Here is a 15,173-nt window from a genome sequence, read left to right on the forward strand (position 1 = left end):
GGTCGTCTGAAACGGCAATTTACCGTTTCAGACGACCTTTTAAATACCATTACAAAATGCCGTTATGGTAAGTCTGATCATCAATCATGGTCGGATATTTCGGGTGGTTGGCATAAACAGTATCGTGGATTGCTTCAACTTTGTTATGCACATGACCCAATACGTCGGAAAGCGCGATATCCTTACCGGTTGTATTCACATCTTTCAATTGGTCGCCATTATGGGTATTACTGCCGGCAAAGGTATCGATATCTGCCTCATGTTTCAACCAAGTCGCATACAGTTTGCCTTTGATGTCGGTATGCAGGGTATTGTTGGCAACATTCAGCGTGGCTTTTCCTACGCCGTCACCGGTACTGTTGACATCCACAATGGCATCGTTCAGCTTGCCGTGGAGGGACAACGTATTGTTGGTCACGTTGTACTCTTTGGCATTGGTACGCATATAGGCGAATTCACGATAACCGGCCGACTCTTCGCGAACGGTAATATTGTTATTGTTTAACGTTATCGAACCATGCAGGGGGACATCCGAGCGGTGTTCTTCAAAATAGAACGGCACGGCTCCTGGTGCAATTTTTCCGATATTGGCAGTATTGTCGCTGATATTGATGGTGCCCGTACCGATACCGTCGTGTTTGCTGACATGATCATATGTGTTGTTAATCACTGCCATCAGGTATTTGGTGGACTCACCGTCGATTTTGTTGTCGGTAATATTCAGCGTGTAATCCATTTTGTTTTCATGGTTACGGAATTCGATGCCATAAGTTTGGATGTGGTTTTGGTACACTGCCAAATTTTTAATGGTATTGCCGCTGATGTCGTAATAACCTTTATCCGCCGTATGCAAATCGCGCAATTGGGTATTGGTTTGCACTTGGATACCGGAATACATGTGGTAATACCTACCTAAATCATCATCCATATAAAGACGGAAATTCGGGTCTTGCGTAATAACGTTGTCTTTAATTTTCACGTTATCCATAGAAAATTGGCGGTTGTAGGCAGCGATACCATACAGACGGTCGCCGTTTAAGACGTTGTTTTCGATAACGATACCGGTGCCATCATGCACATCCAAACCTTTACGGTAGTTATGGTCGGTCGTATTGTTGCGGAAAGTAATGCCGTAGTTGTAGCTGCCTGCCATGGCAGTCATGCCATAACCTGTACCGCCATCAGCTTCGTGGCCGTTCCACTCCAATCTATTGCCTTCGCCGACAAAGTTCTTTTGATATCCGACCATCGCGCCGGCAACACGGTTGTGGTGCAGATAGGAGTCGACAATACGGTTGTTCTCACCCAAAGGCAGATGGTCATATTGTTCGTTGATCTCACCACTTTGAACGCGCGCTTTGTAAGTTTGGCTCTTACCTGCTTCCCGAACCAATGCATCAGTCGATGTAAACATCACACCGGCACGGTTGACTCCGGATACCTCGACTTTGCTGATTAAAGTATGGTCGGCATCGTTGACCAAAATGCCGCTGACTTTTCCGAAGTAGCTCAAGCCCTTCCGGTAAAAGTCCGGATTGGTATATTTAACAGAAAGATTCGCAATCGTTTTATGGCTTTGTCCATCCACCAAAATACCGGCAAATGCGCGAATATCATCGTGATTGGTATTGGGGTTGAACACGCCGACCTGCGCTTTATCAAAGGTGATCAGCGTTTTACCCATGCCCGAACCAAAAATACCTTTGACCCCTGAATTATTGCCATTGATGACAATTTGATCGGAAATATAGTAAGTACCGTCCATGAACAGCATGGCTTTTTCTTTGTGTGCCGCAGTCAATGCCGCTTTTATGGCTGCCAAGCTGTCTTTTTTCCCAGTCGGATCTGCGCCAAAATCATTAACGTCGATGTATCTGCCAAATTCTTTTGATTGATGAACGGTGTAGTTGGAAACCTCCTCTTCTTTTACTTCATCTTGATGATTGGCTTGATGTTCAGCCTGTCTGGCAGTATGGGCTTCATTGGATTTTGAAGTATTGTGTCGAACCGTTTCTTTATTGTCACCAGCCTGATTGTCTTCATGTTTGTGGGCAACCGTTACCGCTGGTGCTGAATACGCCGCTTTACCGTTGGTTTGATGATGGTGTGCAACATCATTTTCAGTATGTTGCGCTTTCTCGGCAGCCTGTTTTTCAGCCAGGATTGCTTTGGTTTTAGCGGCAATTTCCGCTTGTTTGGCTGCATGTGCGGCTTTTGATTTTTCTAATGCTTCAGCCTGTCTTGCAGCCGATGCTGCTTTGGCTTTTTCCAAGGCTTCGGCTTGACGTACTGCAGCGGCGGCTTTTGCCTTTTCCATAGCTTCTGCATGTCTTGCAGCGGCGGCGGCAACCGCTGTCTGTCTAGCAGCTTGGTATTTTGCCATGACCTGCTCTTTGGCTGCTTGGGCTTCTGCCTGTTTGCGTGCAACAACATCAGCACGGAGAACCTGAGACATGATGGCCATTTCTTTGCTGGTTAATTTACTGCGGTCGGCAACCGGCGCCGGTTTGGTATTTTTTGAAGTATTGACTGCGGCAGTATCGGCAGAGGGCGTATGTTGCAGACCAAAAATTTTATCCTGTCCCCTCAATTGTTTAGGGAGGGCTGCTGCCAGATTCAGACCGCCAAAAGAATGGTCGTAAATCAATTTGTTCAATGCAGAAGGAGCATGGCTGGCATGATCTTGGCTTGCGGCAACTGCATGATTAGATTGAGAAGTTTGACTTTTAGTGTGAACTCTTGTTTGTCCGAGATTGAAGAAAGAGTACGTGGTTTTAGTTGACATAATATATTTTCCCTAGTTTAAAAGCCGCAGACTTGCGTCTGAAGCAACGAAAGCAATGCTTTCCTACCCTTTTTCAGCAATTTTTATATGTCGTTTGAATGATTTGAAATCATTTCCATCGTCATTTAAATAGCTGTAACGATTATTACTCATTCTAAAACCTCAAAACCTGACGCTCTTTTTTTAATCCTTCCGCCTTTTAAACATAAAACCGCACTTAAATATCCCTATAACATTCAGACGACTTTTCATGATCTTGTAAAAGTCATTCCAAAGCTCTCTCTTTGGAACAGTCATCTTGTGATGTCACATTAATATATTAAACACTGCTTTACATTAAAAAACGAAAACCTAAGTCTATCAGAGTTCTAGAGTATCTATTTAGTTCACTGCGATGTCGATTTAAGTCCCTTTTTTCAACATTTTTCAGCAACTAAATATACCAAACAAGTAATGAAATGATTCTAGCATATTGAATTGGTATAATTACATTTTCATAACTTAGCAAATATTAAAATTTTTTAATTATTTGAAAAATAGAAAAATTTTTTTATTTTTTAGTTCAAATAGTGACTGTTTTTCACAACAACACACCAAACATCGGGATATTTTTTTACAAATGGCACGACAAAATCTGTTTACAAAATAAAAAGGTCGTCTGAAAAGAAATTTTCTTTCAGACGACCTTTGGATCTGTTCTATTAATACGAAATCAAATCAGCACACTTCAACCAACCAGCCATGTTTGTCTTCCGCCAAACCGTATTGGATGTCGGTCAAGGCTTTGCGCAAAGCGTAGCCGCGTTCTTGGCTCTTCACTTCGATTTCTTTGCCGTCGATGACAAAAGAGGTTACGGGCGAGATGACGGCGGCGGTGCCGGTCAGAATCGCTTCCGCGCCCTTTTCGACTGCGGCTTTGAGTTCGTCCACGGTGAAATTGCGTTCGCTGACGGTGTAGCCCAAGTCTTTGGCGACGGTCAGCACAGAATCGCGGGTTACGCCGTGGAGGAATTCGTCGGTCAACGGTTTGGTGATGATTTCGTTGCCTTTAATCAGGATAAAGTTGGACGCGCCGGTTTCCTGTACGTCGCCGTTCGGGCAAAACAGGACTTGGTTTGCACCGTGTTCGGCTTTTGCCTTCAGCACCCAAGGCATGGCGGAGGCGTAGTTGCCGCCGCATTTGACGCGGCCCATGTGCGGTGCGCAGCGGATGTGCTCGGTTTCAACCAAAATTTTCACGGGCGAACCGGCTTTGAAATAATCGCCGACCGGAGACGCGAGGATATAGAGCAGAGCGGTTTCGGACGGTGAACCGGCTTTGCCGATAACGGGGTCGGTACCGATGAGCGTCGGACGCAGATACAACGCGGCAGGCGCATCGGGAATTTCGTCGGCGGCGCGTTTGACCAATTCGATCAGGGCATTCAGATAGGCTTCGGTTTCGGGGCGCGGCAGGTGCAAAATATCTGCGCTTTGCTGCATACGGGCGATGTTTGCCGTCGGGCGGAACAAGACGATTTTGCCGTTTGCCTGACGGAAGGCTTTTAAACCTTCAAAGCATTCGCTGCCGTAATGCAGGGCGTGCGCGCCGGGCGCGAGGGTGAGGTCTAAGGAAGTTTGCCATTCGGTCGGCTGCCATTTGCCGTCCTTGTGGGCGATAACGGGCATTTGGGCGTGGAAGACGCTGCCGAACACGGCGGGTACGGGTCTGCTCATGGTGATTGCCTTTCTTATTCTGTTTGGTTCTGTTTAGATATTAAAAGTTGAAAGATACGCCTGTACGGATGGTTTTGACAAGTCCGAATACTTGTTTCGCAAACAGCTTTCGCCCAAGCCCTTGCCTGATAACGAAATACGGAAAACCATCCATTCCGATACGCATACGAATTGTCCGCAATCATGCCTACTGTGTACTACATATATATAATGAAGCCTAAGGTCGTCTGAAAACTGCCGCACATCCTATCCGAAACAATCCAAATCGTTTAAACTAAGCCGCATCTGCGGCAAACGGGTTCGAAAACGGAATCCCTATCGACCGCCTATTGAATTTTCAGACGACCTTTTCAAAACTTTCCGACAGGCATACCGCCGGAGACATCCATGAAACTGATTTACACCATTATCAAAGTCATCATTTTATTATTGTTTTTACTGCTCGCCGTCATCAATACCGACAGCGTTGCCTTCCACTACCTGCCCGGTCAGAAAGCCGATTTACCGCTGATTGTCGTCCTCTTCGGCGCATTTGTCATCGGCATCGCGTTCGGCATGTTCGCCCTGTTCGGCAGACTTTTGGCGCTGCGCAGCGAAAACAACCGCCTGCGTGCCGAAGTCAAAAAACACGCGCATTTGAGCGAAAAAGACCTTGCCGCCCCCGTACCGCAGCAACCCGCACCGCAAACGACTGCCCCTGCCAAACAACCCGTACAAACGCCCAAGCCTTAAAAAAGGAATCACATGGACAACGAATTGTGGGTCATCCTCCTGCCCATTACCCTTTTGCCTGTCTTTTTCGCCATGGGCTGGTTTGCCGCCCGTATCGACATGAAAACCGTGTTGAAACAGGCGAAAAGCGTGCCTGCCGGCTTTTACAAAAGTCTGGACGCATTGGTTGACCGCAACAGCGGCCGTGCCGCCCGCGAACTGGCGGAAGTCATCGACCAGCAGCCGCAGTCTTACGACCTCAACCTGACTTTGGGCAAACTCTACCGTCAGCGCGGCGAAAACGACAAAGCCATCAATATGCACCAAGCCCTGCTCGACTCGCCCGATACCGTCAACGAAAAACGCGCGCGGGTGTTGTTCGAACTCGCGCAAAACTACCAAAGCGCAGGCTTGGTTGACCGCGCTGAACAAATCTTCATCGGCTTACAGGAAGGCAACATGGCACGCGAAGCCCGTCAGCACCTGCTCAGCATCTACCAGCAAGACCGCGACTGGGAAAAAGCCATCGAAACCGCGCAGCTCCTCAGCCACGACGAGCAGACCTACCAATTTGAAATTGCACAGTTTTATTGCGAACTTGCCCAAACCGCGCTGTTCAAATCCAATCTTGACGCCGCCCGTTACAACGTCCAAAAAGCCTTGGACGCCAACAAAAAATGCGCCCGCGCCAACATGATTTTGGGCGACATCGAAACCAAACAGGGCAATTTCCCCGCCGCTGTCGAGGCATACGGCGCCATCGAACAGCAAAACCATGCCTACCTGAGCATGGTCGGCGAAAAACTCTACGAAGCCTACGCCGCCCAAGGCAAACAGGAAGAAGGGCTGAACCGGCTCATCGGCTACATGCAGACCTTTCCCGATTTAGACCTCATCAACGTCATTTACGAAAAAGCCCTGCTGCTCAAAGGCGAAAGCGAAGCCGCCCAACTTGCCATCGACCTCGTGCGTCAAAAACCCGACCTCAACGGCGTATACCGCCTGCTCGGTTTGAAAATCAGCGACATGAATCCCGCGTGGAAAGCCGACGCCGACATGATGCGTTCCGTCATCGGTCGCCAACTCCAACGCAGCGTCATGTACCGCTGCCGCAACTGCCACTTCAAATCCCAAGTCTTCTTCTGGCACTGCCCTGCCTGCAACAAATGGGAAACCTTCACGCCCAATAAAATCGAAGTGTGAAGCAAACCAACAAAAAGGTCGTCTGAAAAATGAACTGGCCCCAAAATCTTGGACACTCATAAAAGCCTATTCAGGCGCTCTGTGCAAGCTGGGTTCTGTATGCGACAGGACTCAGCTTTTTCAATTTCAAACTGCAACGCTCCCGGTTGTAGTAATCCATATAGTCATCTATCTGCTTCATCAATTCATCTACCGTCAATTCACCTGCGTTATAGAAACACTCCGTCTTCAACACCGCAAAGAAGCTCTCCATCGGCGCATTGTCCCAACAGTTCGCCTTTCGCGACATGCTTTGAACCATGGAATGCTCCGCAAGCAATTCCCTATACCCCGCCGTACGGTACAGCACACCTTGGTCCGAATGAAGCATCGTTCCTTTAGCAGTCAGACGGGGGGCGGCTTTTTCGAGCATTTCCTTCACCATTTCGCTGTCGGCTCTGCGGCTCATGGCGTAGGCGACGATTTCCCGGTTGAACAAGTCCAATATCGGCGATAGGTACAGTTTGCCGTCCTTCCCTTTGAGTTCGGTAACGTCGGTCAGCCATTTTTCGTTGGGCTTTCGGGCTTTGAACCGGCGTTTGAGGAGGTTTTCCGATATTTCGCCCATGGCGGGATGGCGGTAGGCTTTTTTCACCCGTATGAGGGCTTTCAGTTCCAACTGCTTCATCAACCGCGCCACTTTTTTGCGGTTCCAATCTAATGCGGCGGCAATGCGCCTTTGTCCGTAGCGTCCTTTATGCCGCCGGTAGGTTTCGACAAGGAGGGCTTTGTCGGCTTCGTCGGGATTGGGTCGGTCTTGGTGGTGGTAGTAAAAGCTGCTTTTGGGCAGGTTTGCGATGTGCAGCAGGTATTTGAGCGGGTGTTGCGCCCTCAGTGTTTGGACGGTTTGGCTTTGTCCTTTGCGGTCCGCTTTTGGCTGAGGGCTTTTAACTCCTTTAGGTAGGCGACCTCTGCGCGCATATAGCACAACTCTTCGATAAGCTCTGCCTGCGTTTTTTCTTGGTCGGGTTTATCTGCGATGAAGGGGTTTTTGCGGTGTTGGGGCATGGTTTTGGATTGGGGATGTTCGAGTGCGCCGATACCGCCTTCTTGATAGGCGCGTATCCATCGTCTCAGGTGGGTTCGGGAAATGCCGTAGTGGTCTGCGGTACGCTGTTGGCTGCGTATATGCAGGTAGTGGAGTACGGCTTGGTATTTGAAGTGTAATGTATATTTGCTCATAAAAAAACTGCACCTTGTGAGTTGGAGGGGATGTCCAACTTTTGGGGTGCAGTTCAAAAAGTTTCAGACGACCTTTTAGCTATTCCCTGCCCTACACCGCCACGGCGGCCTTGATGTGCGGATGCGGGTCGTAGCCTTCCAACTCGAAATCTTCAAACTTGAATGCAAACAAGTCTTTGACTTCCGGATTGATTTTCATCACCGGCAGCGTGCGGGGGGCGCGACTCAATTGCAGTTTTGCCTGTTCGAAATGGTTGCTGTACAGATGCGCATCGCCCAAAGTATGGATAAATTCGCCCGCCTCCAACCCGCAGACTTGGGCGACCATCATGGTCAACAGCGCGTAACTGGCAATGTTGAACGGTACACCGAGGAAAATGTCCGCGCTGCGTTGGTAAAGCTGGCAGGACAATTTGCCGTTGGCAACGTAAAACTGAAACAGCGCATGGCAGGGCGGCAATGCCATTTCATCCACCAGCGCGGGATTCCATGCCGACACAATCAGGCGGCGGGAATCGGGGTTTTTCTTGATTTGCTCCACGACGTTGGCAATTTGGTCGATATGGCGGCCGTCGGGTGCAGGCCAACTGCGCCATTGGTAGCCGTACACAGGCCCCAAGTCGCCATTTTCGTCCGCCCATTCGTCCCAAATGGAAACATTGTTATCTTTCAAATATTTGATGTTGGTATCGCCTTTGAGAAACCAAAGCAGCTCATGGATAATCGAGCGTAAGTGCAGCTTTTTGGTGGTCAGCAGCGGAAAGCCTTGACTCAAATCGAAGCGCATTTGATAGCCGAACACCGAACGAGTGCCTGTACCGGTACGGTCGGATTTATCGGTACCGTTTTCGAAAACGTGACGCATTAAATCGAGGTAGGCTTTCATTGGTGTCCTTTAAGGGTGTGTGTCATTGGAGATGATTTGGGGGCATAGTATAACAATTATATGGCTATGGCAATTTGCTGGAAGATTACATAATCAAGGTCGTCTGAAAACTGGAAACGGGGTTCAGACGACCTTTGCATTATCCGTTATGGATTGTCCTGAAACACGTTTTTCTATCTGAAACAAAATTCGTTGTTTAAGGTGTTATTTTCTTTCCTAATCCTGTTTTTCAAGGGTAATTTTCGTAAAATTGTTGACAATATTGACCGTTTTCACATGAAAATTTGCGCTGAATCGAATTTTTTACACTCTCTCGTTTCAAATTTCTAGTTAAATTACTTAGAATATATAACCAACTTATTTTAAAATGATGAAATTTTCAAAAATATTTTTGTATTTTATTGGATATATATATCAAATAATAAAATTCTCAAAAAAATAATGTCAACAATTTTCATCAAAACTGCTTGGCAGGCAAAAAAATTAGGTTTATATTGCTTTCCACAAATTCATCATCCTTTCCAATCTAATCCACAGGGAGCATAAAATGACCGATTTGAACGCCTTGTTTGCCAACCTCAAACAACGTAACCCCAATCAAGAGCCGTTTCACCAAGCGGTTGAAGAAGTATTCATGAGCTTGGGCCCGTTTTTGGCAAAAAATCCGAAATACACCCAACAAAACCTGCTTGAACGCATCGTCGAACCTGAACGCGTCATTATGTTCCGCGTCACTTGGGTGGACGACAAAGGACAAGTCCAAGTCAACCGCGGCTACCGTATTCAAATGAGTTCCGCCATCGGCCCTTACAAAGGCGGCTTGCGTTTCCACCCGACCGTCGATTTGGGCGTATTGAAATTCCTCGCCTTTGAACAAGTATTCAAAAACGCCCTGACCACCCTGCCTATGGGCGGCGGTAAAGGCGGTTCCGACTTCGACCCCAAAGGCAAATCCGACGCCGAAGTGATGCGTTTCTGCCAAGCCTTTATGAACGAACTCTACCGCCACATCGGTCCGAACACCGACGTACCTGCTGGCGACATCGGCGTAGGCGGCCGCGAAATCGGCTTCCTCTTCGGTCAATACAAAAAAATCCGCAACGAATTTGCCTCCGTCCTGACCGGCAAAGGCCTCGAATGGGGCGGCAGCCTTATCCGTCCGGAAGCGACCGGCTACGGTACCGTGTACTTCGCCCAATCCATGCTGCAAACACGCGGCGATTCGATTGAAGGCAAACGCGTGCTGATTTCCGGCTCCGGCAACGTCGCACAATACGCCGCCGAAAAAGCCATCCAGCTGGGCGCGAAAGTGCTGACCGTTTCCGACTCCAACGGCTTCGTCCTCTTCCCCGACAGCGGCATGACCGAAGACCAACTCGCCGCGCTTATCGAGCTGAAAGAAGTCCGCCGCGAACGTGTTTCCACCTATGCCAAAGAACAAGGTTTGAAATACTTTGAAAACCAAAAACCGTGGGGCGTTGCCGCCGAAGTCGCCCTGCCCTGCGCGACCCAAAACGAATTGGATGAAGAAGCCGCCAAAACCCTGCTGGCAAACGGCTGCTACGTCGTTGCCGAAGGTGCGAACATGCCTTCTACTTTGGGTGCGGTCGATCAGTTCGTCAAAGCGGGCATCCTGTATGCACCGGGCAAAGCCTCCAACGCCGGCGGCGTGGCAACTTCAGGCTTGGAAATGAGCCAAAACGCCATCCGTCTGGCTTGGAGCCGCGAAGAAGTCGACCAACGCCTGTTCGACATCATGCAAAGCATCCACGAATCCTGCCTGAAATACGGCACTGAAAACGGTAAACCCAACTACGTCAACGGCGCGAACATCGCCGGTTTCGTCAAAGTCGCCGATGCGATGCTGGCGCAAGGCATTGTGTAAGTCTCATTGTCCTGACTTTAGGCTGTGGAAAGGTCGTCTGAAAACCTTGATTCAAGGTTTTCAGACGACCTTTTTTACTGTTCGGAACTGCTTATAGCGCTTCAAAGGCAGACACACAATAAAGCGCACCTTAGTATGATTTCAAACCTGCCTCGTTTTTTATAGTGGATTAAATTTAAATCAGGACAAGGCGAGGCAACGCCGTACTGGTTTAAAGTTAATCCACTATAAACGGACAAAAGGTCGTCTGAAAACCTTAATTCAAGGTTTTCAGACGACCTTCTTTCATGTTTTCTAAATCAAACGCCTTTAAAACGGTTCGCCGACTTTCACGCCGCCTGCTGTGTCTTTAGGCGTGGCAAGTTGCGCGGTCATGGCTTGGGCGGCTTGGAAAGCGGGCGTTTGCATCACGGCTTGGGCGGCTTCTTTGCCCAGTGTGTTCGCCATGTATTGCCAGCGGTTTGCCAAATCGGGATTGGCGGGGATTTGGAAGCCGTCGCGCAGTTCGTCCACGAGGTCGGGACGGTTGCAGACGAGGACGATGTCGCAGCCTGCCGTAAAGGAAGCGTTTGCACGTTCTTTGATGCCGCCCGCTGCGCCCGCGCCTTCCATCGTGAGGTCGTCTGAAAAGATAACGCCTTTAAATCCAATGTCTTGACGCAGGATTTGTTTGAGCCATTTTTCGGAGAAACCGGCGGGCTTGCCGTCAATTTGCGGATAAACGACGTGGGCGGGCATAACCGCCGCCATGCCTGCGCCGCTTAAGGCGCGGAACGGAATCATGTCGGCGGCTTCGAGTTCGGCAAGGCTGCGCGTGTCTTCGGGTTGCACCAAATGGCTGTCGCCTTCGACGAATCCGTGTCCGGGGAAATGTTTGCCGCAGGATTTCATGCCGCCCCGGTTCAGACCTTTTTGCAGGGCAAGGGCGAGCTGGGTTACGGTGTCGGCGTTGCGGTGGAAACTGCGGTTGCCGATGACGGGGCATGCCCCCCAATCGAGGTCGAGGACGGGCGTAAAGGAGAGGTCTATGCCGCAGGCGGTCAGTTCCGTCGCCAATACCCAGCCGACCTGCTCAGCTTTTTCTTTGGCGGCGGCTTCGCCTTCGGTATCCCAAATCTGCCCTAAGGTGTTCATGGCGGGCAGTCGGGTGAAGCCTTCGATGAAGCGTTGCACCCTGCCGCCTTCGTGATCGACGGCGATGATGAGTTCGGGCGTGCGCAGTGCTTTGATTTCTTGAACCAGGGCTTTGAGCTGCCCGACGTTTTGGAAGTTGCGGCGGAACAAGATGACACCGCCGATAGACGGGTCGAGCAGGCGTTGTTTTTCTTCTTCGGTCAGACAATAGGCAGCGACGTCTGCCATGACGGGACCGCGCGGGATGGAATGGGGAGCGTTCATTTTTGGGTTCCTTAAAATGTTTCAGACGACCTTAAAGTACCAAAGGTCGTCTGAAAACGGGAAAACACGTCAGGCAGCTTTGCCTTTTTTGTCTTTCAATATGAAGATGAGTGCGGTCATGACAACGCCGGTGGCGAAAAAGCCCAGCCAAGCCGATTGCGTCATGCCCAACACGAGGTAGCCTGCCGCTGCCGCGCCTGCGACGGTCAGGGCGTAAGGCAGTTGCGATGTAACGTGGTCGATATGGTTGCAATGCGCGCCGGTGGAAGACAGGATGGTGGTGTCGGATATGGGCGAACAGTGGTCGCCGCACACCGCGCCAGCCATCACGGCGGACATACACGGGATAACCAACGATGCATCGACTTTAACCGCCATCGCGGCGGCAATCGGCAGCATAATGCCGAACGTGCCCCAGCTTGTGCCTGTGGCGAACGCCATCACGCTGGCAAGCAGGAAGAGGATGACGGGCAGGAAGCCGGGATGGATGTTGTCTGCAACCAGCGTGGAGAGGTAGTCGCCGGTGTGCATTTCGCTGACGACGGTGCTGATGAGCCAGGCAAGAATCAGGATGGTAATCGCGCCGAACATCGAAGATATGCCCTGACGGACGGCTTTGGGATAGTCGGCGGCCTTGATGGTGCCGAGCGTGCAAAGGACGACGGCGAGTACGCCGCAAGTACCGCCGAACACCAGCGAAGTGTTTACATCGGTATTTTCAAACGCGCCCAAAATAGTGAAAGTTTCGCTTGCCTGCGCGCCTGTGTAAATCATGGCGGAAACGGTGGATGCGATCAACACCAAAACAGGGATAATCAGCGCGTAAACCCTGCCTTTGGGGCCGTCCGAGCCAGCGGATTCGTCGTGGGTTTCCTGCAATGCCGCTTTTTCAAGGCGCGCCATCGAGCCGATGTCGAAAGAAAACCAAGCGACGACAAACACCATGATCAGGGCGAACAGAGCGTAATAATTCATCAGGCTCATGGCGACGAACACACCCATCGGCGTGTATCCGGTGATGTGGTAGGTAACGAGCAGACCTGCCAGCGTGGCGATAATCGATGCGCCCCAGCTTGAAACCGGCATCAGTACGCACATCGGCGCAGCGGTAGAGTCAAGGATATACGCCAGTTTGGCGCGGGAAACTTTGAATTTGTCGGTAACGGGACGGGCAATCGCGCCGACGGCGAGACTGTGGAAATAGTCGTCGATAAAGGTAACGAATACGAGGCAGGCAGTCAGCATTTTTGCGCCGCGCCGCCCTTTGATGTGTTGCTTCGCCCAATCGGCAAACGCCTGATTGCTGCCCGAAAAGGTTAAAAGAGAAGTGAAAATACCGAGCAACAATAAGAAAATCAGGATTTTAGGTTTTCCCAGCGACCAATCGCCGTCTGCCCAAGCCAGTCCGACCACCATGTCTTTCAGGTGTGTCAGTCCGTCAATCGGGCTGCCGCCGACCAAAAAGGCAACGCCGACCAAGATACCGATGCCCAAAGACAGCAATACACGGCGGGTGATGACGGCAAGCGCCAATGCCAAAAACGGCGGTACGACGGATAAAAACGAATGTGAATAATCAATCAGGTGCATAATATTTTTATTAATAGGAAGTCAATCGGAGCGGAACGTTTTCAGACGACCTTTGAATGCGATTGTTGACAAAGCCAAAAGAGCAAAACCATCAAAAAACAAACAAATCAATCAGTTGCTAAAATTACAAAATACCCGCCACCTTAGGATGGCGGGTATTCTATCATTGAATGGCGCTTGCGTTGCACCTTATTGCAGGGTCAGGGCGAGGAAAAGCGTATTGCCGTCGCGCTGAACCAGCAGCGGCACATTTTTGCCCGCACCTGCCAACGCGCTGCGGAAGCTTGATTCGTCGTTGACGCTGATTTGGCTGACGGCGAGGATTTCGTCGCCGCGTTTGAGTCCAGCACGTTCCGCCGCGCCGCTGACGCGGGAAACAATCAGGCGGCTTTTGCCTGCACCTTCATCGACGCGCAGGGTCAGTCCCGTATTATCGACGGTAAAGCCGTCTGCCGGATTTGCCTGCTGCGGCTGCTCGGTAGCGCGTGAAGACGTTTCGTTCTGCTCCGCCATGCTGCCGAGTTTGACTTTCACATTGATTTTCTCGCCTTTGCGCCATACTTCCAGCGAAACTTCCTTACCCGGCAGCATCGAGCCGACCATGACCGGCAAATCGCTGGACACGCGCACTTCTTCGCCGTTGACGCTGCGGACGATGTCGCCCACTTGCAATCCTGCCTGCATGGCAGGGCTGTTCGGCATCACTTTGGCAATCAACGCGCCGCTGGCTTTGTCCAAGCCGAATGATTTCGCCAGATCGTAAGACACTTCCTGAATAATCACGCCCAACTGACCGCGCTGAACCTTACCGCTGGTTTTCAACTGCTCGGCAACGTTCATCGCCACATCAATCGGAATCGCGAAGGAAATGCCCATAAATCCGCCGCTGCGGCTGTAAATTTGGGAGTTGATGCCGACCACCTGACCTTTCAGGTTAAACAGCGGACCGCCAGAGTTACCCGGATTGATGGCAACGTCGGTTTGGATGAAAGGCGTATAGCTTTCGTTCGGCAGGCTGCGTCCTTTGGCGGACACGATGCCCGAAGTAACGCTGTTGTCAAAGCCGAACGGCGCACCGATGGCGGCAACCCATTCGCCCGGTTTCAAATCTTTCGGATTGCCGATTTTGACGACGGGCAACTCTTCCGAAGCGTCAATCTTCAGCAGCGCGACATCGGATTGCGTATCCGATCCGATTAGCTTGGCGGTGTATTCGCGTTTGTCGTTGAGCAGGACTTTGATATTGCCCATGCCGGCGACGACGTGGGTATTGGTCAGGATATAGCCGTCTTTACTGATGATGAAGCCGGAGCCGAAGTTCAAATCCTCGTCGGCAGACTGGTCTTCCGGCATATCGGGCATATTCGGGACAAGGCGTTTGAAAAACTCGTAAAACGGGTCGTTGTCAGGGAACTGGCTCAAGTCCATGCCCTGCTCTTCAGACTGCCCGCTGCCTGCGGCACGCCCTGCGGGGGAGGCTTGAATATTGACCACCGCCTGACCTTCGTTTTGCACCAATTGTGCGAAATCGGGCAGCAGCATACCGACGCTGCCGTCATCTTTGGAAGGTTCTATTCTTTGTACGAATTCTTCGCTTTTACTGTCGCCGCCGAAGAAGCCGCTGATTTTGTCACAGCCGCCCAAGGCCAGCGCAGAAGCCGTTACCAAAGCAAAGTATCTGTATTTGTTCATTTTTTCGCGCACCGCGTTTCCTTTTCCGAATAACGGATTGTGTTCTTGCATCTTAAAAACCGGGGTCGTCTGAAACTTTTCTCATT

The 15,173-nt window shown here is 50.5% G+C and carries 11 protein-coding genes; 3 read left to right on the forward strand and 8 right to left on the reverse strand.

The window, feature by feature from the left end:
- Positions 1–49: 49 nt before the first annotated feature.
- Both H3L95_RS07675 and ilvE read right to left on the reverse strand, forming a co-directional pair.
- Positions 50–2,785 (reverse strand): right-handed parallel beta-helix repeat-containing protein, encoded by a 2,736-nt coding sequence (locus H3L95_RS07675; protein WP_003761878.1) that lies wholly within the window; start codon positions 2,783–2,785, stop codon positions 50–52.
- Between the two features lie 717 nt (positions 2,786–3,502).
- On the reverse strand, positions 3,503–4,501 hold the full coding sequence (gene ilvE / locus H3L95_RS07680) for a branched-chain-amino-acid transaminase (RefSeq protein ID WP_003761882.1): 999 nt from the start codon (positions 4,499–4,501) through the stop codon (positions 3,503–3,505).
- 387 nt (positions 4,502–4,888) lie between these two features.
- Here ilvE and H3L95_RS07685 point away from each other — a divergent pair, with 387 nt between their 5' ends.
- Together H3L95_RS07685 and lapB are read left to right on the forward strand one after the other, a co-directional pair.
- The gene (locus H3L95_RS07685; protein WP_003761887.1) at positions 4,889–5,233 is read left to right on the forward strand and encodes a LapA family protein; all 345 of its coding nucleotides are present in this window, start codon (positions 4,889–4,891) and stop codon (positions 5,231–5,233) included.
- 12 nt (positions 5,234–5,245) lie between these two features.
- The gene (lapB, locus tag H3L95_RS07690) at positions 5,246–6,415 is read left to right on the forward strand and encodes a lipopolysaccharide assembly protein LapB (RefSeq protein ID WP_003761889.1); all 1,170 of its coding nucleotides are present in this window, start codon (positions 5,246–5,248) and stop codon (positions 6,413–6,415) included.
- 70 nt (positions 6,416–6,485) lie between these two features.
- On the opposite strand, the gene H3L95_RS07695 is transcribed toward lapB, so the two are convergent.
- The 3 genes from H3L95_RS07695 to H3L95_RS07705 all read right to left on the reverse strand — a co-directional run bounded on the left by H3L95_RS07695 (position 6,486) and on the right by H3L95_RS07705 (position 8,522).
- Complete coding sequence (locus H3L95_RS07695; RefSeq protein ID WP_040668464.1) at positions 6,486–7,382, reverse strand: IS3 family transposase; 897 nt, start codon at positions 7,380–7,382, stop codon at positions 6,486–6,488.
- Entirely contained in the window at positions 7,286–7,636 is a 351-nt protein-coding gene (locus H3L95_RS07700) for a helix-turn-helix domain-containing protein (protein WP_003744124.1), read from the reverse strand. The genes H3L95_RS07695 and H3L95_RS07700 overlap by 97 nt, the downstream gene beginning before the upstream one ends.
- A 91-nt stretch (positions 7,637–7,727) precedes the next feature.
- Positions 7,728–8,522, reverse strand: coding sequence for a thymidylate synthase (locus H3L95_RS07705; RefSeq protein WP_003758237.1), 795 nt, complete (start codon positions 8,520–8,522; stop codon positions 7,728–7,730).
- A gap of 547 nt (positions 8,523–9,069) precedes the next feature.
- Here H3L95_RS07705 and gdhA point away from each other — a divergent pair.
- Positions 9,070–10,407 (forward strand): NADP-specific glutamate dehydrogenase, encoded by a 1,338-nt coding sequence (gene gdhA, locus H3L95_RS07710; RefSeq protein WP_040668462.1) that lies wholly within the window; start codon positions 9,070–9,072, stop codon positions 10,405–10,407.
- A gap of 309 nt (positions 10,408–10,716) precedes the next feature.
- On the opposite strand, the gene nagZ is transcribed toward gdhA, so the two are convergent.
- The 3 genes from nagZ to H3L95_RS07725 form a co-directional block, all read right to left on the reverse strand.
- Positions 10,717–11,805: a beta-N-acetylhexosaminidase gene (gene nagZ / locus H3L95_RS07715; protein ID WP_040668461.1), complete on the reverse strand. Its 1,089-nt coding sequence runs from the start codon at positions 11,803–11,805 to the stop codon at positions 10,717–10,719.
- 69 nt (positions 11,806–11,874) lie between these two features.
- The gene (locus tag H3L95_RS07720) at positions 11,875–13,395 is read right to left on the reverse strand and encodes a Na+/H+ antiporter NhaC family protein (RefSeq protein WP_003758218.1); all 1,521 of its coding nucleotides are present in this window, start codon (positions 13,393–13,395) and stop codon (positions 11,875–11,877) included.
- A 189-nt stretch (positions 13,396–13,584) separates the two neighbouring features.
- A complete protein-coding gene (locus H3L95_RS07725) occupies positions 13,585–15,138 on the reverse strand; it encodes a DegQ family serine endoprotease (protein WP_003741735.1) in 1,554 nt (517 codons plus the stop codon).
- Between the last annotated feature and the right edge of the window lie 35 nt (positions 15,139–15,173).

This window comes from Neisseria sicca (assembly GCF_014054945.1).
In the GTDB taxonomy this organism is placed as follows: domain Bacteria; phylum Pseudomonadota; class Gammaproteobacteria; order Burkholderiales; family Neisseriaceae; genus Neisseria; species Neisseria sicca.